20 protein-coding genes are annotated in these 20495 nt (G+C 42.7%); 8 read left to right on the forward strand and 12 right to left on the reverse strand.

Annotated elements, in window-relative coordinates; translation table 11 throughout:
- Positions 1-25: 25 nt before the first annotated feature.
- The 3 genes from QR722_RS06445 to QR722_RS06455 all read left to right on the forward strand — a co-directional run bounded on the left by QR722_RS06445 (position 26) and on the right by QR722_RS06455 (position 3822).
- On the forward strand, positions 26-2122 hold the full coding sequence (locus QR722_RS06445; RefSeq protein ID WP_286286371.1) for a TonB-dependent receptor plug domain-containing protein: 2097 nt from the start codon (positions 26-28) through the stop codon (positions 2120-2122).
- A gap of 544 nt (positions 2123-2666) precedes the next feature.
- Positions 2667-3245 carry a porin family protein gene (locus QR722_RS06450; protein ID WP_286286373.1) on the forward strand — a complete coding sequence of 193 codons (579 nt, stop codon included), beginning with the start codon at positions 2667-2669 and terminating at the stop codon, positions 3243-3245.
- Between the two features lie 169 nt (positions 3246-3414).
- Positions 3415-3822, forward strand: coding sequence for a Dabb family protein (locus QR722_RS06455; RefSeq protein ID WP_286286375.1), 408 nt, complete (start codon positions 3415-3417; stop codon positions 3820-3822).
- Between the two features lie 22 nt (positions 3823-3844).
- On the opposite strand, the gene QR722_RS06460 is transcribed toward QR722_RS06455, so the two are convergent.
- The 4 genes from QR722_RS06460 to QR722_RS06475 all read right to left on the reverse strand — a co-directional run bounded on the left by QR722_RS06460 (position 3845) and on the right by QR722_RS06475 (position 8909).
- Positions 3845-4645: an ankyrin repeat domain-containing protein gene (locus tag QR722_RS06460; protein WP_286286377.1), complete on the reverse strand. Its 801-nt coding sequence runs from the start codon at positions 4643-4645 to the stop codon at positions 3845-3847.
- Positions 4646-4941: 296 nt separating this feature from the next.
- Positions 4942-7035 carry a hypothetical protein gene (locus tag QR722_RS06465; RefSeq protein WP_286286378.1) on the reverse strand — a complete coding sequence of 698 codons (2094 nt, stop codon included), beginning with the start codon at positions 7033-7035 and terminating at the stop codon, positions 4942-4944.
- 45 nt (positions 7036-7080) lie between these two features.
- Entirely contained in the window at positions 7081-7866 is a 786-nt protein-coding gene (locus QR722_RS06470) for a hypothetical protein (protein WP_286286380.1), read from the reverse strand.
- Positions 7867-8072: 206 nt separating this feature from the next.
- Complete coding sequence (locus tag QR722_RS06475) at positions 8073-8909, reverse strand: hypothetical protein (protein ID WP_286286382.1); 837 nt, start codon at positions 8907-8909, stop codon at positions 8073-8075.
- A 710-nt stretch (positions 8910-9619) separates the two neighbouring features.
- Here QR722_RS06475 and QR722_RS06480 point away from each other — a divergent pair.
- The 3 genes from QR722_RS06480 to QR722_RS06490 are packed head-to-tail and all read left to right on the forward strand — an operon-like array spanning position 9620 to position 12694.
- The gene (locus QR722_RS06480; RefSeq protein ID WP_286286385.1) at positions 9620-12175 is read left to right on the forward strand and encodes an intermembrane phospholipid transport YdbH family protein; all 2556 of its coding nucleotides are present in this window, start codon (positions 9620-9622) and stop codon (positions 12173-12175) included.
- 30 nt (positions 12176-12205) lie between these two features.
- The gene (locus tag QR722_RS06485; RefSeq protein ID WP_286287582.1) at positions 12206-12358 is read left to right on the forward strand and encodes a YnbE family lipoprotein; all 153 of its coding nucleotides are present in this window, start codon (positions 12206-12208) and stop codon (positions 12356-12358) included.
- Positions 12359-12367: 9 nt separating this feature from the next.
- The gene (locus QR722_RS06490) at positions 12368-12694 is read left to right on the forward strand and encodes a YdbL family probable chaperone protein (RefSeq protein WP_286286387.1); all 327 of its coding nucleotides are present in this window, start codon (positions 12368-12370) and stop codon (positions 12692-12694) included.
- Positions 12695-12757: 63 nt separating this feature from the next.
- Here QR722_RS06490 and QR722_RS06495 read toward each other — a convergent pair whose 3' ends face one another.
- The 6 genes from QR722_RS06495 to QR722_RS06520 all read right to left on the reverse strand — a co-directional run bounded on the left by QR722_RS06495 (position 12758) and on the right by QR722_RS06520 (position 16898).
- Positions 12758-13117 carry a YacL family protein gene (locus tag QR722_RS06495; protein ID WP_286286389.1) on the reverse strand — a complete coding sequence of 120 codons (360 nt, stop codon included), beginning with the start codon at positions 13115-13117 and terminating at the stop codon, positions 12758-12760.
- Between the two features lie 36 nt (positions 13118-13153).
- The gene (locus QR722_RS06500; RefSeq protein WP_286287585.1) at positions 13154-13666 is read right to left on the reverse strand and encodes a YgjP-like metallopeptidase domain-containing protein; all 513 of its coding nucleotides are present in this window, start codon (positions 13664-13666) and stop codon (positions 13154-13156) included.
- Positions 13667-13941: 275 nt separating this feature from the next.
- Positions 13942-14133 carry a CsbD family protein gene (locus QR722_RS06505; protein WP_286286391.1) on the reverse strand — a complete coding sequence of 64 codons (192 nt, stop codon included), beginning with the start codon at positions 14131-14133 and terminating at the stop codon, positions 13942-13944.
- 324 nt (positions 14134-14457) lie between these two features.
- The gene (locus tag QR722_RS06510; protein WP_286286393.1) at positions 14458-15747 is read right to left on the reverse strand and encodes a DEAD/DEAH box helicase; all 1290 of its coding nucleotides are present in this window, start codon (positions 15745-15747) and stop codon (positions 14458-14460) included.
- A 271-nt stretch (positions 15748-16018) separates the two neighbouring features.
- Complete coding sequence (locus QR722_RS06515; RefSeq protein ID WP_286286396.1) at positions 16019-16315, reverse strand: hypothetical protein; 297 nt, start codon at positions 16313-16315, stop codon at positions 16019-16021.
- Positions 16316-16328: 13 nt separating this feature from the next.
- Positions 16329-16898 carry a hypothetical protein gene (locus QR722_RS06520; protein ID WP_286286399.1) on the reverse strand — a complete coding sequence of 190 codons (570 nt, stop codon included), beginning with the start codon at positions 16896-16898 and terminating at the stop codon, positions 16329-16331.
- A 596-nt stretch (positions 16899-17494) separates the two neighbouring features.
- On the opposite strand from QR722_RS06520, the gene QR722_RS06525 reads away from it, so the two are divergent.
- A complete protein-coding gene (locus QR722_RS06525; RefSeq protein ID WP_286286401.1) occupies positions 17495-17968 on the forward strand; it encodes a hypothetical protein in 474 nt (157 codons plus the stop codon).
- A gap of 12 nt (positions 17969-17980) precedes the next feature.
- The gene (locus QR722_RS06530; RefSeq protein ID WP_286286404.1) at positions 17981-18781 is read left to right on the forward strand and encodes a hypothetical protein; all 801 of its coding nucleotides are present in this window, start codon (positions 17981-17983) and stop codon (positions 18779-18781) included.
- A 61-nt stretch (positions 18782-18842) separates the two neighbouring features.
- Here the strand turns inward: QR722_RS06530 and QR722_RS06535 are convergent, their stop codons facing one another.
- Positions 18843-19700 carry a PA4780 family RIO1-like protein kinase gene (locus tag QR722_RS06535; RefSeq protein ID WP_286286406.1) on the reverse strand — a complete coding sequence of 286 codons (858 nt, stop codon included), beginning with the start codon at positions 19698-19700 and terminating at the stop codon, positions 18843-18845.
- Between the two features lie 287 nt (positions 19701-19987).
- A complete protein-coding gene (locus tag QR722_RS06540; protein WP_286286409.1) occupies positions 19988-20368 on the reverse strand; it encodes a VOC family protein in 381 nt (126 codons plus the stop codon).
- Positions 20369-20495 lie beyond the last annotated feature (127 nt).

Here is a 20495-nt window from a genome sequence, read left to right on the forward strand (position 1 = left end):
AGCGCCTCAGTTCAAGAGAACAACAATGAAAAGAAACAACATTTCAATGGTATGTAATATTGCCGTTATCAGTGCTTTTAGCAGCATTTCTTTGGCTGTATATGCCAATAGCATCGAAAAAGTAGAAACGATTGAAGTCCTTGGTCATCAGCAGAGCACTAAAATAGATCTTGATATTCAAAGGCTAACTGATAGCTCAACAGATTATCGAGATAGCTTGAACCGATTACCCGGAATGAGTGTGAATGGTAACGGCCCTGTCTCAGGTATCCCACAATATCGGGGGTTGTTTGGTGACAGATTAGCGATAAGCATTGACGGCGCACCCATCGATGGTGCAGGTCCAAATGGGATGGATCCACCGCTATCTCATGTGGTATCGAAACCTGCGAGCAAACTGACCTTCTATCGCGGAATCGCTCCGGTTTCAGCAGGTGTAGAGACCCTAGGTGGGGCGGTTAAAGTTGAAACCGATATACAGCAGCGATTCTCAACCAAGCCTAAAATTGCTGCACAGGCCAAGATGCAAGGAACTGATCAAGGCAGTGCACGACATTACACTGGGCAAATTGGCTACTCTTCGGATAGGCTTTTTGCCAGTTTTAATGGTTTGCAACAACAGCGTGACCAAGTTGAGGATGGACGCGGCCTTGCAGTGCCAAATAGTTTTTACAACCGTTCTGGTTTTGGCTCTGAATTAGGCGTTCGTAACGGCCAGCATATGCTGCATGGTGTATATCAGCGTATTGATACCAATGAAAGTGGTACTCCGGCGCTGGCGATGGACATTAAATATATTGATGCCGCTTGGTATCGACTCAATTACACCTACTCTGGCCTAAATGTGGCAGGTTCCGACAGCCAATTACAACTCAAAGTCTATGGCAACAGCAATCAACATGGTATGAATAATTTTGAGCATAGACCACTTAGCTCGCCTCTAAAGGCTAGGCTGAATACCGTAGACAGCATCGCTCGGGGTTACGAAGGGGTATGGCAAAATACGCTAGACATTGGGGCGTTAACAGCAGGGCTAAGTTGGCATAATAACCAGCACAATTCAGTCATTACCAACCCGCTAGTGGGAAGTTTAAATATAAACAATTTCAATCAGGTTGAGCGCACCCGCAAAAGTGCCTATCTAGAATGGGTAACTGAAACTGAATTAGCGGAATTGACTTTGGGCAGCCGTTTTACCCAGGTGGATATGCAAGCCGGTGGTGTAGCGAATAGTATGGCTATGATGAATCCAAATCTTGCGGCACTGGTGGGGCGCTTCAATCAATCAGAACGGGACCTTCACTTTTCTTTCGCGGATGTCAGTGCTCACGCACAGGGCTCATTCGATGGCGCTTGGCAATGGCAAGCCGCGATAGCACAAAAGAATCGGGCCCCAAGCTATACAGAATTATATGTATGGTTGCCCCTAGGTATTTCCGCGGGTTTAGCCGATGGTAAAAATTACTTGGGTAACCTTGAGTTAAACCACGAAACTAGCCGCCAAGTCGATCTAGGTGTCAGTTATTACAGCGATGCCCTGACTATTGCTCCAAGAGTATTTTATCAAGCTGTTCAAGATTATATAGTCGGTACTCCTTCAGAAGATCCTTTAGCCAATATGGTGTCGACCATGATGAGTGGTGCTCAACCGCTACAATGGCAAAATACCGATGCGACTATTTGGGGAGCCGACATACTTGTGACAGCGCAATTAAGCGACAAAATCGACTTGGGTATGACTGCCAGCTGGGTGCGTGGAACCCGAGATGACATTGATCAACCCTTATACCGCATTGCCCCGGCTAGCTTGATGACCCAATTACATTGGCGTAATCAGCAACTGACGGTATCCATAGAATCACAGCTGTTCGCAGCGCAGCATCAGGTATCGCAGCTTCAAAGTGAAACACAAAGTGCAGGCTATGGACTGATTAACTTGTCTGGTGAGTATCGCTTTAACAAGCATATTAGTTTGTCTTTGGCAGCCAAAAACCTATTTGATAAGGCCTATCAACCTCACCTTGGTGGCGTCAATCGGGTGGCCGAAACAGATGTGCCTGTGGGAGATCGGCTATATGAAACCGGTCGCGAGTTGAGCGCTAGTTTAACCTTGGTTTGGTAGTGTTAAGCGGATTGGACTAGGTTGTCGAAAAAGCAGCTTAGTCCGCGTCTCTTAGTATGGTAAAGGTGTCTCGGTTAAAATGTATAGGGTTTAGCCGAGACACAGAATTTTCATCGGGCTAGCCATCCCATCAAGTATTGGCTCTGAGCTTGTTAGTACTGAGCTAATGTTGCATGTAGGTTGTGCAATATGTGTTTGCGAAAGCTAAGATTCATCAGCCTTTCCCCAAAATAGCACTGCTATTAAGTACTAGATTGCGCTCAAACATCCACTTACCTGTATGCCAATTGGAAGGTGTTAACAGCGTAATCCAGTGTGCTTACTAGAATGTAAATCTTACATCCCAGTTGCAAAAATCACGTGGTACTACAGCGTAACTGATTTATTTTTATTCAAATCTGACTTTTTTTGGCGGATTTTTGCGCGGAATTTGTTGGCATGCCTTTTGTAATAAGTATTTCGTGATTGCCAAGACGGCAACAACTCAATCTTTACTAACCTATCCAAATTTAGGGATACCGAAATAACACAACAGGAGAATACAATGAAGAAACTTTCATTAATCACATCACTAATGGCATTAGGCGCGCTTCCAACCCCAGCGGCAGCTCAATCTGTAAATGACGCAGACGCTATGGGAGCTTACCTGGGCGCCAACTATGGTTACTTACGTGTTGATGGTGACGACGATTTTGATGATGACAAAGATGCATACCAGTTTATTGCTGGTTACAGCTTCAATGAATATTTCGCATTAGAAGGAAGCTATATCGATTTCGGTAGCTACGGCAATAATGTCAGCAACGCAGATACAGACGGATATACCTTTGGTTTGGTTGCCGGAATGCCACTTTCTGAAACTATCGGACTTTATGTCAAAGGTGGTCAGCTTTGGTACGAAACAGATTACACAGTGCTAGGTGTGCGTGATGATTATGATGACAAAGGCTTGTTCGCTGGTGTTGGTTTGAGCTTCAAACTAACGAATAACTGGTCAGTTAAACTAGATTATACTTTGTATGATGTTGACCTAGATGCTGGTGAAGCGGTTGATGATTTTGATGATGCCAACTTTTCAACAGACCTAAAACAAGCGTCAATTGGTGTTCAATACTTGTTCTAATCAATTCAGCCTTTTTGGATATTAATCATCCAAGAATAATCTGAGTGCTAGCCCCATTAAGATGTTGCGATCTTGATGGGGCTTTTGTTTTTTAAAGGAGCTGGTTTTCGTAGCATTAATGTCGAACTTTGCTAGACTCGTTTTTGGATAAAAATAAGCAGAGGAAATTATGGCCCATCTTAACCGACGACAATTTATCACAACTGCAGCTGTTCTTGGTGTCGGCGCAACGGCCAGTATAGCGAGCGCAGAAGTTATTAGTTCTGAGCCAAAATTAGTCCACTCGGTGTATTTTTGGCTGAAAAATCCGGGCTCGACTAACGATCGTGATGCCTTAATTGCTGGCTTAAAAACCCTGAAGCAAATACCGACAGTTAAATCTATGCAAATAGGCCTGCCAGCGACTACTGAAAAACGTGACGTAGTGGACAATAGCTTCGATGTGTTTGAGCTGATGTATTTCGATGATACAGCCGGACAAAGTGCTTACCAAGTGCACCCACTGCACCTGAAATTTGTCGAAAATTGCTCACACCTTTGGGACAAAGTCGTTGTGCATGATTCGCTGATTTTGTGATCTGTTTGGTAAAATTGTAGCGCTAGTTATTCTGCAAGGACTGCAGAAATTGATCAATCTTCATATGTCTATTTTTTTGCGCATAGTGCATTGCGCTCATGCCTTTGGCATCTTTTAAGGTGTATTTTGCGCCCTGTGTAACCAACATTTTAAGCATTTCATGCTGCCCTGATTCCGCCGCCGCCATCAATGGCGTATAGCCTTCGTGATTCGAAGCGTTGACGTTGGCACCAAGCTTCAACAGCAACATTGCACTTCCTTTATCGCCTTGTTCAACAGCCACCAATAATGGCGTCATTTTGGTAGGCTGTGATACAGCGTTTAAATCTGCCCCATTGGTTGCTAATTGCTGTAGTAATTGCCTATTAGCAGTTCCTACTGCATACATTAAAGGAGTAACCCCGTTGTTATCTTGGGTATTCACATCTGCCTGCCAGATCAACAGTTGCGACGCAACATTGGTTTTATTGCGCATTGCTGACCAGTTGAGTGCAGCAAGGCCAGCACTATCTTTATAATTGACATCAGCACCACTTGATAGCAAAGCTTTAACCATTTTTACTCGACCCGTTGCTGTGGCTAAAATGAGCGCGCTGCGTCGGTTTTTATCCTGTGCAATAGCGTTCGGATTGGCACCATCATCCAGTAGGCGTTGAAGGTCAGGGAGTTTGTTGGTTACAACAGCACGTAACAAGGCTTTATCTTGCCCTTCTTGTTGCACACTCATTGGGGAAGGGGAGTGCTCTTTACTAAAAGATACATTCAATGTAAATGCTTGTAACACGAAGATAGATACAGAGATGATAACCTGCTTTGTTGTCACCGTGATCCTCCGAAAATTTGTTGAAAAAATGTCTGGTTTTTATCAGTACAACCCTTAAACGACCTGAACACTATGCTTTATCTCACAGCGCAATAACCTTGCGCCTATGCCTTGTGGCAGTTATAGCCGTGTGATTAGGTTGGGGGATGTAAGCTTTTATTTTCATCCAATCTCTCAAGTATTAATAGAACCAAGGGATGATACTGAAACCAATTGAAGCTTAGTACTTCACATTAATCTCAATAACATCACCGTGATCCTAGCTTTTCCAACAGGGTTTAACCTGTCTGTGCTGGCTAGCGACGAACTCGCGTTCGGGCTGTCGCAGTATCATTACCTAGATTTGTATCATTTGCATCGGCCGTTACTGTGGCTGTCCATGTAAATGTTGTAGGTGATGACGGTGCGGTCCAAGGGAATATAAAGCTCTGTTGCTGGCCACTTTGCATATCAGCGAAGATATCTGAGAACTGCAAAACTTCACCGCGAGAGGATACACCTTCAACAGTCACTGTTCCTGATGCACCATCCGCTGGGCCATTGTTGATAATATCAACTGCCAATATCTGCGCAGAGTTTACCGTAGCCCTTGCTGGAACCGCTAGACTCAACAACTCCATGTCTAAGTCATCGGGCACAGGCGTGGGTCCTTGACCTTCATATTCCAATATCAGCTTGGCGCTATAGATGGCGGTAGATTTGCTATCACCTTTAACGTAAAACGCAACATCGAAGTCTTCTGTCATTGGTAAGCCATTCGTTGTATAAGGAACACCATTGGTAAAACCGGCGACGGTAACAAAGGCGTTTGCATTTACGTCAACCCAACCTTTGCTGGTAGATAATGGTGAGGCACCAAGTGTATTGTTCCAATCTAGCAGATTAATGACCGTCACCACTCTTTCACCAACTTCATATTTGATATTGTCTTTTTGAAATGGTGGTGCACTACATTCAATTTTTGGAATTTCTAAACCGGGTAAATCTTGACCAAATTTATTTGGTTTTAGACGCCAGCGAGGGCCGGATACCAACTCTACACCTTCTGCCTCCATTTCTTGTTGAGTTTTCGGAAAGGCCGTACCGACAAAGTCATACACGCCGGTATCTTGCGCATTGACACTAACGTATGACCACTCAAAGGGGTCGCGGTTTATGGTTGTATAGTATGCGTTAGTCAACCCATTGTAGAGATCAGATGAAAAGGCATAGGGTGCATCAGCAGGCTCGGTTCCAGGTGTGTCATCTTTACTTAACGCAAAAGGCATATTCCGCAGTACAGTACCAATACCTATTGGGCTAGCTGGCGTTTCGCCCTCGATAAAATCACCATCCCCTTCATAGCAATCTACTGTTGATTTCCATACTTCATCAGCAGTGCCTGGTGTCCCCTCAACTCGATAAGACGGTTTGCGTCCCGTAGCGGCTTCATTTTCAAGATCTTCCGGGCGTATCTGGTCATTCGGATTATTGGTAATTAGGTGGTCTACTTCCAAATAAGCCTTAGTAACTACAAAATCAGCATCCTCTTCCTTCCACTCGTCAGGCAAGGCAAGACGAGCATACATACGCACATCATTAGGTCGCTTATGTAAACCTCCCCAGCCGTAAAGTGGCTTGCCATCGTCTTTTAATTGCACAGAGTAGTCGGTACTCAAGGCAATATTATTCAGCATGTCGGTTTTATCATTTGGAAACATCTGACAACCAGCAGGAACACCCTCGGAGTCGCATGGAATAGGACTAATCAAGCGGGGGCCAGGGGTGCCAGCTTCAAGAATCAACGCGTTGTCATCTAAAGGTGCATTAGCGCAATCGAAGGTAAGATTGCCTGAGGACAATATTTTTTGGTCGCCAGTTACCGGATCTGCAAATTTGTAAGGTATGGTCTCGTGACAGCTCAGCACATGTTCCATGGCAGTGTAGTGCTCAGTTTCGCATTTCACTGAGGTGCCGCCTAGACCTTGACACCAGGTCCCTAATGGCGGTTTGACTTTGTATTTTAGAGTGGGAGCATTGGATAACCTGAGTCCGCCGTCTGGCTCATTGCCGACAAAGCCTTCTGCGTAATCGTAATCCCTTACTTTTCCCTCGGCGCCCAGAAAGTCCACTACATAGTAGCCGAACTCGCTATCTACTGGGTAGAGTCTAACCCCTGACTTGTCTAAGTAGCTTCCTATATCACCGCAGGCTATATCAGCAACACCGCATATTATGCTGGGGTCAGTAGCAGCACCCGTAGTGCCATAGGTGGTTCCATCAAAGCTACCCATGACATCATCAATTGAGAATACATGCTCGGACTCCCATGCAGCCAGAGCATTACCTTGGAGCAGTGCAGCCACTATCGCTAAAGCGACAGGTGTTTTGCGTATGGTATTTTTCAACATAATTATTTCCTCTTGAATTTGCTCGACGTTTGCAAAAGCAAATTGCTAACTCGCTGTTAGAGTTTTCTGACGTTTTAGGCGTACTAAGCCCACAAGGCCCAAGCAAAACAAATACAGTAATGACGGCTCGGCAACTGTTGCCGCATATCCTTCGCTGTAAACGTTGCCGTAAATGGTATTACTTTCACCCGGTGCTAAAGTGAAGATTATGTTGCCCTCGATATAGTCCGAATCAAACATAGAGCCGCCTACAAAAACCTCTGCAGAGCTAAAAAGCAGTTCATCGGTAAAATCGTCAGCCATAAATATTTCGGCATAGGCACCACCGTCATCGAAAGGTCCTAAATCACCGTCAATGATCACATCAGCACTGACATAAGAAAAAAATGAAAAGGTAAAAATCAGCGCTGAATTTAAGTTGTTTTCGACAAAAATAGAGAACTCGGTATCAGCAAACGCATCTGATGTTCCAGTGCCGTCTCCTGTTAAACCTGCGTCACCATATGATTCGGAATACTGGAAAAAAGGTTCATCAATTGCCCAGTCGTTAGGTGATATCAGCTCGGTTAGATAAGTCGCCGTAGCAGCACCACTGCTAATGGCACTAGCTTCAAAAACACTTCCGGTTGATGAAATAGCATTTCTTATCGGGCCCGGGCCCGGACCGTTACCGTTTCCCTGAGCGTGCCGTACGCTGTCTAGGTTAAATTCAATATCTGCGTAACCGTTGTAAAGCACAGCGGCATTGGCAGCAGAGGTTATAAATAACAGTGTTGTCGTTATTAGGACATTGCGTAATCGCGAATAAAAATACGTTTGTATTGTTGTCATTTTTTGGTTCCTTTATTTTACTTAAAGCGTATTTACTTTAGTTTGTTGCTTAGTTTTGGAGCATGTGTCGGGTTGAAAATACACATTGTTGTAGCGTATCGATAACCCTGTTTGAGGTGCTTTGATCAGATTAAAAGTGCTTTTGTATGACCTATACACCTGAACCGTTCACCTAAATTTCATCGACTCGGCTTAAACTCATAAGTTTATTGCTTAACTTCCAGCTCCCAGCGGGCAGTCGATTGCAACACGCCAGAGTGAGAATAATTACGCACAACTTCAACTTTCTTGATGAGACCTTTGGATGGCGAGATCCACATATTTCGCTCAGTGACCATATAAGAACTTCGTTTGTTATCAGCGAAGGTAAAAAGATATTCATATGTTTCTTGGTGATTAATCTTGCGGGCTAAGGTTTCGCCGTTTGGTGTGAAAATGGTCTTCTGGGGGGCAACTGTAATTGTCCTGCTTCCTTGCGTAACAGGCCTAGAGTTTGGTCCACCGTAGATTGAGTAGAATTTAATTTGATACTCGGTAATGGCTGCACTGTATTCAGGAAGTGCCATTAGACCTTTATCGAAAGCGCTGCCGATAACAATTTCTTTTCCATCTGGATCGGTAAGTTCAAATAATGCACCGGTTGGTTCCTGCCAAATATCTTGCTGACTAACTTGTTGCTCACCACTATCCAAGAAAGTAGTAGTGGTGCGTAAGGTCATTATCGATTTATCTAAATAAACAATCCTACTAGGTAGCAATTCCTGCTTAACTTGAATTGTCATGATATTTGTTGGCGCACCAACTTTGGTGAGGCTAACGGTGCCTTTAAATACAATCGTGTCGCCTATCTGATAAAGGTGGGTAATTTCGTCTGCTGGAAAGGACTCTTTAAGCGGGATATTTTCGCTAGCCTCAATACTAAAGGCCACTAGCCACATAAATAAAGTAACGAAAACATTCGACACTTTATAATTTTTCCAACTAAAAAAGATAACGGATAATACATGTCTTATCGACGGTGAGGTTGAACGTTTTTGCTGCATTTAATTACGCCTAATTTATCTGTTATCAATGTATGTGGTGAAGCTTCAATACAAGTATTAGTCAAGTAGGTGTAATAAAAGTTGAACAAGATCAATTAGTTATCAATTGGTAATTTTAATCAGCTAGAATAAAGCGCAAAATATCGACTCTCGTGTAAGTAACGAAAATGATAAAAGGCAAGCAGCGTCTGGGCTGTAATAGAAAATCATCTGTAGGGGGAAATTAAATCTATCAAGGGGGTCAGAGCAACTTGATTTCAGAGGGCTAATTTCAAGGCGGGAGATCCTGGAAAAGGTAGTTTGCTACTCTATTATTAATCTTGCTTGAGGTGTGAGGGTGCGCAGCCAACCTCAGTCATAGAGTGAGTAAAGCGTAAAATTATAGCCTATACCAACAAAATGCTTCACAGTGTTTAGGTCTAAGTTTACAGGCTTCCAATTTGAATAGGATTTGTTGCATCGAAAAGCTTTGCATTCCACCTAGGATGATTGTCAAGTATGCCTGAATGTCATGGTCTAGTCGGGCACTGGCCTAATGCAGGACTGCAAAAAAAAGAGCCTTTAAAGTAGCCATAAGCAATTCTGATGTTGAAATAAGTAGATTATTGCTGTTGTGGCATGATTATGGAATGGTACAAGCCAAGATAAATTTAATCTGTAGCTAGGATGCACTTTTGCCTTGCTCATCAACCAACAAGGATTATTGACCAATGACATTGGGTCAGTCGCAATCTAAAATGCTGAAGTGGATTGTATTGCCTGTGTTGATAGTATTGCTGATGAGCTGGGTAAGTTATGTCTTTCGTAATCCAATTGGCCAATTTGTCGGGTCCTTTTGGTTGCCAGAAAATACTCAGATAAGTTGTATAGATTACGATATAAGTGTTTCTGAAGGGGTACACATCAACCAACTTTGCGTTGATCAAGTTGGTTTAGAGCTGAGAATTGAAGACGCATTCTGGCGTGTCACTGATGTAGCGAATTTACAAAGTTCCTTAGCGATATCTCGCTTGCACATCAAGCATACGCAAGATTATACAACCCAAGCCGATAGCAATGAAGATAGTGACATAGCCACTTTAGTACCGAAAACATTACCCTCCTATCTACCGATTTTAACTATAAAGCAAGCGGTTATCGAATCCTATTTACTTGATTTACCGTTGCACTTAACGCTAAAGCAACGCACGCCTCAAGAGCTGCATTTAGGCGGTGACCTTAACGCCGAAATTGCGCTAGAGCAAGGTAAGTTAGCCGCTCAAGTAAGTTGGAATATTCAGCAAATTATGTCTATGAGTACTACACTACAGCAGGCAATTGAACCCTATAGTTCCATAGTCGATTGGCCGGCGCTGCTGGCTAGTCCAATTGTCAGCCATCTTAGTTTTGATGGCAGACAGCTCTTTAGTGAGCACCAAATGCAGATGCAAAGCCCTGTTGAATACAATGGATGTTCTGCTCAATTCCTCGCCGATGGAAAATTGGTGGCTGAATGGGATGTGGTGGCGCAAAGCTTTCGTGTAAATTTGCACCATTTGCCAGTCAAGTTTACTCAAACAGGTTGCGCAAATTTAACCAAAGTCATACTCCCGGCTGATTTGGTCGCTACCGTGACTGTCCCTAAAGTTATTGTGTTTCAAAATAAGCTATTAGAAGTACCCGAAGTGAATGTTGTGCTATCAAATAACAAAGACAATTTGCAGTTGCAAATACTTGACAGCACTATTGATACTGACATGAATATTCAGACTAATTACTCAGTTTTGCTCAGTGCACAGCTAGCCGGGTACCTAGACACTTCGTATCTCCAGCAAGCCCTTATTGAATTAGATTCCAAAGGTGTGATTGAGGCAAACGCAGCTCAGTGGAGTGTGCGTTCAACTCAAAGTAATTTGCTTGTTGAACAGCTACAAGGTCACGATTATGAGCTTGCCAGTAGTCAGGGCAAGTACAACTATACTGTGCAGCATAGTCCTGATAAAGCGATAGCGGTACAGTTAAGCGGTAACCAGTCAGTTGCTTTCTTAACCAGCGAGCTGGGTGGTTCTAGCGCCACGATGGAGCAAGGCAGTATAGATTGGGTGTTAAACAATCCGTCAAATGAAGCGTGGCATTTACAGCTCGATGTTGTGGGGCAGAAGGTCTCTAGTTCTGTTGCAAACTTGAGCCAGATAAGGTCAAAAATTGAAGTCAATCTGGATGCTGGAAAGCTAGCGCATATAACCGGTACTTCTGTATTGACAGGGATATCGTTAGACAAATACACAATAAAAAAAGTTGATGTGACACATGCAGTTGATATGGCGCTGGAGCCATTTTCTGTAACGGGTAAGCATGACTTTAGCCTTAATTCAGCGCTGACGGGGTTGGTTAGTCATCAAGCACAAAGCTATAGTATTGAATTGCCACCACAGAGCGTTAAGCTTCTCAAGCCCTGGATAAAGCAATTCGAACCTAAGCTTGATCCTGTATCAGGCACCTTTAGTGCTAAATTAAACAATCAAGCCACATCCGGTGGCGTACAGGGTAGGGTAAGTCTGACTGATGTGAGTCTAGGCTATGATGACTTTCAAGTTCTGATGTTGAATATAGATGAGCCTTTTACCCTTGATTCAGGTTCGCTTCAGCTAGATAAAGCTAAGATTAGAGTCGATGAAGTCAATGTAGGCGTGCCAATTAAAAATGTTGAAGCACAATTGAGTGTGGCAGGCAGCGAATTTACCCTCAACTATGCTAGCGGAAACTTACTTGGTGGTGCAATTCACATTGCCGAAATGAGACTTGACACACCAATTAAAAAAACCAATATAGATCTGACAGGGTTAGACCTAGAGAAGTTAGTTGAATTGCATGATCAGCCTGGTATTAAGGTCAATGGTTCCATCTCGGGAGAGATGCCAATTAGAGTCGCCACAGAAGTGCCGTTGATTGAATCTGGCAAGCTAAGTAGTGATGGGCCTGGCACATTGCGGATCAGTAAAAATGCCGCCTTCGATTCAATTAAAGCGCAACAGAGTGAGTTATCACTATTGGAAAATGTAAATTTTGATCATCTTTCCAGTCAAGTGAATTTAAGCTCAGATGGCTGGCTCGACCTTGCCTTTAGTATAGAGGGGCGCAACCCGGAAAAAAATCAAGCAGTGATATTTAATTATGGCCATAAGCAAAACATATTCACATTGTTAAAATCGATGCGGATCACAAATTCGATGCAAAACTCAATCGAACAGCGCATACAACAAGGCACTTTGAAACAAGGAAAATGACCCGTGAAAATAGTATTTTTTATTAGCAGTATGCTGTTGATTTCAGCTTGTACTCACAAGGTACAGGTGGAGACCAAGGAGCCCATTACCATTAATATTAATGTCAAAATCGATCATGAAATTCGTGTCAAAGTAGACAAAGAATTAGATGATATTTTTAGTCAAGATAGTGAATTATTTTAGGAGCAAGGCATGAAAATTAAAGTCTTAATTCAAGCAATTGTAATGGCATCTTTGCTTTTTAGTCACAGTGTGCTGGCGGTTGAACTCAGCTCAGCTAAACAAGGTGGTTTGGTAGGTGAACAGGACAACGGTTACCTTGGAGTAGTGGTTGAGCGCCCAGATATCCTAGCCTTGGTGAATGATATTAATGAGAAACGCAAAGCTAAATATGAAGAGCTAGCCAGAGACAACAACATCACAGTTGCTCAAGTGGAAAAGCTAGCTGCCAAGAAAGCGTTTGAGAAGACCGAATCAGGTCATTACGTTAAAGTTGATGGGAAATGGCTTAAGAAGTAAAACACAGCCAGATAAATTCGCTAAGTACAAAATACGCAGCTTTGGGGCTGCGTATTTTTTAATTCAGATAAATTCCCGCCACGAAATAAGTACGTGCTTAAAATCCTCCAAACCACAGCCGGCGCGGGTTTCTTGGTCATAAACTTCTGTTCCTTCGGGTAAATCATCATCTGGAAGTGAATCCTGAGTTTGTGAATAAACTTCAACTTCGTACTGATCGAGGAAAAGGCCGTATTCGGCACCATTAAATCTGTGTTCTTTTATTTGCTTGCTTTCTAGTTGTTCAATAATACTGAACAAACTGCTGATTTTTTGTTGGTTGTCACCTAACTCATCGCTGAACCATTTTCCGAATGCTTCGGCACCCATTTCAAATATCGCTTGTGGCTGATCGAAAGGGCCTCTTGAAAACTGGTAATTCATTAACGCTGCTCACTTTTATGGGGGGGGATGGGTAGTTTAGGCATGGTAAATCTCTCCTTTGTGCTCAAGTTGGGTCAGATATACGCGCATATCAAACTCAATTTGATGGTAGTCCGCTAGCATATGTAGGCAAAGTTGATAGAAACTCTTGTTGTGCTCTTTTTCTTTTAAATGAGCCAGTTCATGTACAACGATCATATTAAGAAACGGCTCTGGTGTATTTTTAAATATTGTGCTGACTCGTAGCTCGTTTTTGGCTTTGAGTTTTCCACCTTGTACTCTGGAGATAAAAGTATGTAAGCCTAATGCGTGATTGATAACATGTATTTTAGGGTCAAAGGTGATTTTGCTTAAGGGCGCAGATTTCTTCAAATATTGATTTTTGATGTTCAGCACATAGTCTCGTAATTGTGTCTCGGTATTGACTTTTCCGCTCACTGGATACTTTGCCAGTAAGTAATCGGCGAGCTTATCCTGTTCCAGTAAATGCTGAATTTGATTTTGCAATGTATGATTATACGCTGATAAATATTTAAGGTTTGCCACGATGCTACAAGTGAGTAATTAGTGGTGCTAGTTTACTCCTTATCAGCGATTTTGTCATAATCAAACCGTCACAAATCTAACTCCAACAAGTCGATATGTGCTAATACTGTGGCGGTGATAAAGTAGGCGTTTTTATGATGAAAATATTTTTCCCCTAAACAAAAAAGTGGCCAGATTTATCTGGCCACTTCTTGGGTAAGCTTATAAATTTGACTGTTTCTGCAATCTACGAATTTCTATTCGCAGCTTGATGATAATCAAATATTTAGCTAGACGTCCTATTCAAAGAACTTGTCTACCTCACGCTCAGCTTCTTCACGGGTTTTGCCGTAAGCTTGCTGGATCTTACCTACTAATTCGGTACGGCGACCTTCAACGACATCAAGATCATCGTCGGTTAACTTACCCCATTGCTGTTGAACCTTGCCTTTCAGCTCTTTCCAATTACCTTCGATTCGATCACTATTCATGACATTCTCCTTGCTGAGTAAATTTAATTTGGCGGCTTTGCAGCCTTCCAATTTACATATTGCAAGCATTGCACCAAAATCCTGGAAGGGGGTTCAAAACACCAAAAATAAAATTAAGTCATTGATAGATATAGCTTAAAAACAGTTTAAATCGCTAAGGTTATAGTTTCTGATGATGTTTGCTTGAGGAATAGTTTGATGTAGTTGTAAGTTTTACATATTGACGTCTGTAAAAGTGTCTATGTGGGGGGTATATAAGCTATGCAAAAAGGGCCTTTTCAGGCCCTTTAAAATTTTTTGATTGCCGTTAAAAAACTAAAACTGCTAAGCCCGTTTAGTACTGCGTTTGGTTGTACGCGCTTTGGGTTTAGTCGGTTTTTTATTTCGCACTTTGTCACCGGTGATTTGAGTCTGACTCGATTTATTACTTTTGCTTGGTCTAGAGTTGCTTGAAATACTCTTAAGCAAGCTGACCCGATTACTGACTTCAAAGCCTTTTTTGATTACACGTTGGATAGAGGTACCAATCAGTTTCTCAATTCGCGCAACGGTGCGCTCTTCTTCCCGACTGACAAAAGAAATCGCTTCACCGCTCTTACCTGCACGACCGGTGCGGCCAATACGATGCACATAATCTTCAGGAAGATATGGTAGGTTGAAGTTAACCACATGATCTAATCCTTGAATGTCTATGCCTCGAGCAGCAACTTCGGTAGCAATTAATACTTGCAGCTTAGCCGACTTGAAATCAGCCAGCGCACGACGGCGAGAACCTTGGCTTTTATCGCCGTGACATACCGCTGCGTCTATTTTGCTTCTCTTCAGACTGTCCATCAATTTGTCTGCTTGCTCTTTGGTACTGGTAAATACCAACACTTGAAACCAGTTTTGCTCATTCAGCAAGGTAGTAAATAGTTCAATTTTACGCGACTCTTCAACTTCATACATTATGTGGTTGACAGTTTCTGCGGTGGCATTAATTTTCGTTACGCGGATTTCTTTGTGGTTATTCAGTATTTTGTGGGACAACTCGTTCACAGCAGAAGAAGTCGTGGCGGAATACAACAAGGTTTGACGCTTTTTAGCGGTATGTTGCATGATGGTGCTGACGTCGGCTATGAAGCCCATGTCTAACATGCGATCAGCTTCATCTAGTACCACGAATTCAACTGCTGCTAATGTCAGGTTATTCAATGCCATATGTTCAAGCAAACGCCCGGGAGTGGCGATCAGAATGTCAATTCCAGCTTTTAATTTATTAGTTTGGCCACCCATTTTGACGCCACCATATAAAGCAGTCACCTTCAATTCAGTGAATTGAGCATAACGACCTATGGCACCAGCGAGTTGTTCTGCCAGCTCTCTAGTTGGGGTTAGGATCAGCGCTCTTGGACTTGAAGCTACTGTTTGCTTCGGTTTATCGAGCATTTGTTGCAGAATAGGCAATGAAAAAGCAGCCGTTTTACCGGTCCCTGTTTGCGCATTGACTAATAAGTCCTGTCCGCGACGGGCAGCAACCATGGTCTGTTCCTGGACCGGGGTCATCTCAGTGTAACCGCAAACTTTAATAGCTTGCTCGATTTCTGCGTTTAAACCTAATGATGAAAACTTCATGTTGGATCCTCTGTAGCTAATGTGTTCTGTAGATCTAGCTACAGTTTAAAAATGAGGGCGGAATATACAGCATTTTAGTTCATTTGGTGGGATTAATTGTAGATTTGCTAGACAGTTTTTTGGCTTTTGTGCAGATAATAGCCAAAAGCAATCACAAGTGCTTGTTTATGGATTCAGAATTGATGTGCTCTAACCATCGTTAACGACCCTTAAAACCGATAAGAGCCGTTTAATTAGGAAAATTAGCCTGGCAGGTAAAGGTCGAGGTGGTTCAAATAACCAGCCCTAAGGCTGTTTTAATAAAAGTATACGCCTTATCAAATGCTTGAACCCGCTGTTGCTGGGTTTTAACCGCGTTTGCTGCGCTTTCAATGGCGACATCCATATCTGCTAATTCTGGTAGTGTAATCGAGTTCATTTTTGCCGCTATATCTTGTATTGCCATGCCTTCAATCTTTATTTTGAGAATACTAATCTCATTCAGCTTAAATGCTTTGGTCGCCCCTTCAAGGCTTTCAGCGGCCTGTCGCAGCTCTTCAATCTTGCTCATAAGTTGTTGTTTATTCATTTTCTACTTCTCCCTAATTTATGCCATTGAGTAGCGTATTAATTTCCGTTGCACCACTTAGTATTTTTGGGGTTAAACTATTGATAGTATCTAATAATGCACTCACTGAAGGCTGCTTCATAATGTCATTGACGACAGCCTCACCGGCTTTTTCCGACTGAATGTAAGAATCAAGGGTAATATTGACTTGCTTCATCTTGCTTAAAAACGCGATTAGCTCGTTACTCTTTTGTTTGATGGCCGCCAGATCTTGATTCAATTGCGCACGGGATTGTTCCGCGGCTTTTGCGGTTGCCGCTAAACTGGTAATTGTCCCCTGTGCATCTGAGGCCGATAAGGCACCTTGTTGCATGAGGTCTTCAAACACCTTTTGCGAGGATTTCTCTTCGTCTGTGATGCGCTGTTGTGCCTGTGCAACAAGCTTTTCTGTGGCTAGAATGAGGGCCTCAGATTGAATTGTGACTGCTTTTATGGCGGCATCAAAATAGCTGTTTTGTTGAACGGACAATTGCTTAACTTCTGGTGGTGTGGCGCATCCCGCTAAGACTAAGATCAGCAGTACTAAAACACTTTTTATTTGCATATGACATTTCCTTTTGAGTACACATTGTTAGACTTATTATGGTGTTGTGAGTCACACTAGACTACGGCTATACACTCGACTGCTAACGATTGACTAGTGCATTGGCAACTCAATTATTTGCTGCGTCAGGTATAGGTTAAAGATGCTGAGTAATTTAAATAGCGGGTTCAACAATTACACCCTAGTCGACTTTATTGCAGAGCAAAAAAAAGAGCTCGATAACTCCGTTAACCTAGCCTTTAACATAGTTAAATATGTTCAAAAAAACAACAAAAAATATCTTTAAATCAACTAGCTGTGTAGTTACTTCGTGGTTATTAGTGTGAATGCATAGGCACTGCACTATTGGAGATATTTCCCCCTTAAAAAGAAATTTAGCCACTAAATGACTATAGGATTTGAAAGTTTAAAGGCACGATTATCCGTTTGCCTCAAATAATGCCAACGGCGAGCGGACGACTAAACGATTTTAGGTAGCGCTAGTTTCTATCAGTTCGTCTTGCAATTTGACTAGGGTGTACCATTCTTAATCAGTATGTCTGTATCATTAACGCTAGGATCTGGAGGACTCAGATACTAGCTATAAGGAAAACATTATGGATAATTTATTCCAATCTATTCAGTCGGATGCATTGCGTGAAGAGCTTGGTAAATTGGGTGATGATAATTTAACACGATTGAAATCATGGGCAGATATCAAACCCTTTGCGGCAGAACTAGATCAACATCAGCAACAAAACTTTTTGAAGGGTTTTACCGCATCAGTATTAGGCGCAGTTTCGCAGTCTGAATCATCAAATGAGCAGTTAAAACAGGCTGTTGAAACGGTATTGCTCGACGTCCTAAAAAATCCAAATTTTGGCGCTTCAAGGAAAGGAATATCAGATTCCAATAAATACATACCTGATCCTACTCCCTATATTTTTCTTCCTCCTGATCTTCCATCCAAGGTCGGTATTGATTCGCAGCCTTATTTGAACCGGGTGTTTTTGCCTCCTGATCAAGCTCAGACTCATGTGCAAGATAATGAATACTGCAGTTGTTGCGGGCAACGTATTGTAAAAAAATAGGGAACATCGACAATGACTATCGCAGGATATGAAGTAAAAGCGTACCCGCCGGAGGGTAACACTCAAACAGATATCTCTTTTAAACGCCGACCGCCGGATCAACCACAGCCCAATGCCGAAGAATCGGCCTTTGCGGATAAAGCAATCAGCACGCTGAGTCGGATTAACACCTTGATGAGTCTATTGCACCAAAATTATGCCAGTACTAATGAGTATCGAGACTATTATGAGCGTGTATTATTTGCCGCGCAAAACGGAGTGGGGCAAGGCATTGGAGATTTAGGGCAAGGGGAAATAGCGTTAAACAGTGCACGTCAATACTTCGCTGAGCATCAGGGGCCATTTTTACGCAAGTTATTTCTATACAAGTTGCATAAAGCTACCGCCTTAGTGCTGGTCATTGCTTTGCTAGCGTTGGGCTTGTTAGAGATATCTAAGATAACGACAATTGCTATCTTGGGGCTTAACTTATTACCTCAATTACAATGTTTTTTAGCCGCTGTTGTGGGACTTTGCTTAGGGAACTGGGCCTATCGAATGTTAACCAACGAAACACTGAGTTGGGATAATTTGGAAAGGTATGGTTCAAGCCTTTATCCCCCTATTATCCGCTACATTTTACTGATGGTATTGATCATCATTGTCATGTTGTTGTTGGGCAAAGAGGTAATTGAATTAAAAATCCTGTCCTTCAACTTGAATAATGTGGTGTTTAATCCGACAGATGCGATTCTACTTGGGGTGTTCGCGGGTATGGCGGAAAAACGTTTGACCGCCACTGTAATGAAAGCATTCGCTGAAAAGTCAAAATAGCCCCGTGCAAAGCTATAAGACATTGGGTTATATAGGCTCCATCGAACCACTAAAATTTACTTTATAATGGTTCGTTAGCGTCTCTGATCCTTTCCAAGCGTTCTTGCTCTTCAGCAAATGCTGCTTTGATTTCTTCGATAACAGAATCCACATCTGGGTCATCGTCTGGGTGTTCGAAATGGCCAGTAAGTTCGGTGTCAGGCGTCAATTCACCGGCCTCAAATAAGGCCCACATTTCCTCTGCATAAAAGGTATTGACTAATTCGGGGGCAAATTGGCCATAGTATTCACTCATATTGCGTACATCACGTTGCAACATGCTAAATGCATTATTGTTTGCTGCTGCATCAACAACTTGGGGTAAATCAATAATGACTGGGCCGTAGTCATCTACTAGCACGTTAAATTCCGACAGATCGCCATGCACCAAGCCTGCACATAGCATGCGCATGACATAAATCATCACTAGGTGATGATCTTCGATGGCTTGTTCCGCAGACATGGTTACATCATTTAATCTTGGCGCAACATTACCTTCGTCATCGGTAACCAGTTCCATTAATAATACGCCGTCATAGCATCCGTAGGGTTCAGGTACCCTTACATTTGCCTTAGCCAATTTAAATAGAGCATCGACTTCCGCATTTTGCCAAGCATCTTCTTGCTGTTTGCGTCCAAAATTCGAACCTTTTTCCATCGCTCTGGCACGACGAGTATTGCGGACTTTTCGTCCTTCTTGATATTGAGCGGCTTTTTTGAAACTGCGTTTCATGGCTTCTTTATACACTTTCGCACAGCGGATCTCTTCACCGCAGCGCACAGCATAGACTGTCGCTTCCTTCCCACTCATCAACTGATATAACACTTCGTCGACAAGACCGTCTTCTACTAAAGGTTGCAATCTTTTAGGTATTTTCATTAAAGGTTAATACCAACCTGCACAATTTTTGTTGAATTTTTCACTACGCTCAAACTTGAATAACCTATGCCATTTAAAGATGTGTAGCCCCATGATATCAAGTTTAATAGGGTGATTGATATCGTCTTGTGCGGATTTTATCCATCAAGTTAATGAATAGTCGAATAGATAGAACCCCAGCTATGCAAAATAGAGGATTAAAACAGTCTGGAAAGGGCAATTATGATGGGAAGATTGCGAGTTGCCGGCAACTCGCAAATGGATTCACTAAAGTGGGTCGGGAATCTTTATTTGACTCGAAGCAACGCGCAGATCTTGTTGCCGCTTGGGTCACGTAAATACGCTAAGTAAAGCTTTCTGCCACCGCCTTCGCGAATACCAGGCGCATCCTCACAGCTTGTGCCACCATTGGCTAATCCAGCTGCATGCCATGCGTCGGCCATTTCAGGCGTCGTGGCAGCAAAGCCTATAGTACTGCCATTACCATGGCTAGCAGGCTCGCCATTAATCGGTTTACTGAGAGAAAAGATGCCATTGTCGGTAAAATAAAAACAACGACCTTTTTCATCTACAACACCGGGCTCGTGGCCCAAAGCACCGAGAATAGCGTCATAGAACGCTTTTGATTGTTGGATATCGTTGGCACCTATCATGATATGGCTAAACATAGAGTGAACTCCTTATTAATAACGCGATTGCAATTTATATTTATTTTAGCCAATCAGTAGACCACGAATAAACATATGGTGGAATACTCCCTAGTGTAATTTGTATCAGTCCTGACCGAATTGACGA

The organism is Aliiglaciecola sp. LCG003, from assembly GCF_030316135.1.
Classification (GTDB): domain Bacteria; phylum Pseudomonadota; class Gammaproteobacteria; order Enterobacterales; family Alteromonadaceae; genus Aliiglaciecola.

Coding starts and splice junctions, on each gene's coding strand:
- QR722_RS06485 (WP_286287582.1), top strand. CDS start 12,206: ATGCTGTTGATTTCAGCTTGTACTCACAAGGTACAGGTGGAGACCAAG.
- QR722_RS06455 (WP_286286375.1), top strand. CDS start 3,415: ATGGCCCATCTTAACCGACGACAATTTATCACAACTGCAGCTGTTCTT.
- QR722_RS06510 (WP_286286393.1), bottom strand. CDS start 15,747: ATGAAGTTTTCATCATTAGGTTTAAACGCAGAAATCGAGCAAGCTATT.
- QR722_RS06475 (WP_286286382.1), bottom strand. CDS start 8,909: ATGCAGCAAAAACGTTCAACCTCACCGTCGATAAGACATGTATTATCC.
- QR722_RS06490 (WP_286286387.1), top strand. CDS start 12,368: ATGAAAATTAAAGTCTTAATTCAAGCAATTGTAATGGCATCTTTGCTT.
- QR722_RS06530 (WP_286286404.1), top strand. CDS start 17,981: ATGACTATCGCAGGATATGAAGTAAAAGCGTACCCGCCGGAGGGTAAC.
- QR722_RS06505 (WP_286286391.1), bottom strand. CDS start 14,133: ATGAATAGTGATCGAATCGAAGGTAATTGGAAAGAGCTGAAAGGCAAG.
- QR722_RS06445 (WP_286286371.1), top strand. CDS start 26: ATGAAAAGAAACAACATTTCAATGGTATGTAATATTGCCGTTATCAGT.
- QR722_RS06535 (WP_286286406.1), bottom strand. CDS start 19,700: ATGAAAATACCTAAAAGATTGCAACCTTTAGTAGAAGACGGTCTTGTC.
- QR722_RS06450 (WP_286286373.1), top strand. CDS start 2,667: ATGAAGAAACTTTCATTAATCACATCACTAATGGCATTAGGCGCGCTT.
- QR722_RS06470 (WP_286286380.1), bottom strand. CDS start 7,866: ATGACAACAATACAAACGTATTTTTATTCGCGATTACGCAATGTCCTA.
- QR722_RS06480 (WP_286286385.1), top strand. CDS start 9,620: ATGACATTGGGTCAGTCGCAATCTAAAATGCTGAAGTGGATTGTATTG.
- QR722_RS06525 (WP_286286401.1), top strand. CDS start 17,495: ATGGATAATTTATTCCAATCTATTCAGTCGGATGCATTGCGTGAAGAG.
- QR722_RS06515 (WP_286286396.1), bottom strand. CDS start 16,315: ATGAATAAACAACAACTTATGAGCAAGATTGAAGAGCTGCGACAGGCC.
- QR722_RS06465 (WP_286286378.1), bottom strand. CDS start 7,035: ATGTTGAAAAATACCATACGCAAAACACCTGTCGCTTTAGCGATAGTG.
- QR722_RS06540 (WP_286286409.1), bottom strand. CDS start 20,368: ATGTTTAGCCATATCATGATAGGTGCCAACGATATCCAACAATCAAAA.
- QR722_RS06495 (WP_286286389.1), bottom strand. CDS start 13,117: ATGAATTACCAGTTTTCAAGAGGCCCTTTCGATCAGCCACAAGCGATA.
- QR722_RS06520 (WP_286286399.1), bottom strand. CDS start 16,898: ATGCAAATAAAAAGTGTTTTAGTACTGCTGATCTTAGTCTTAGCGGGA.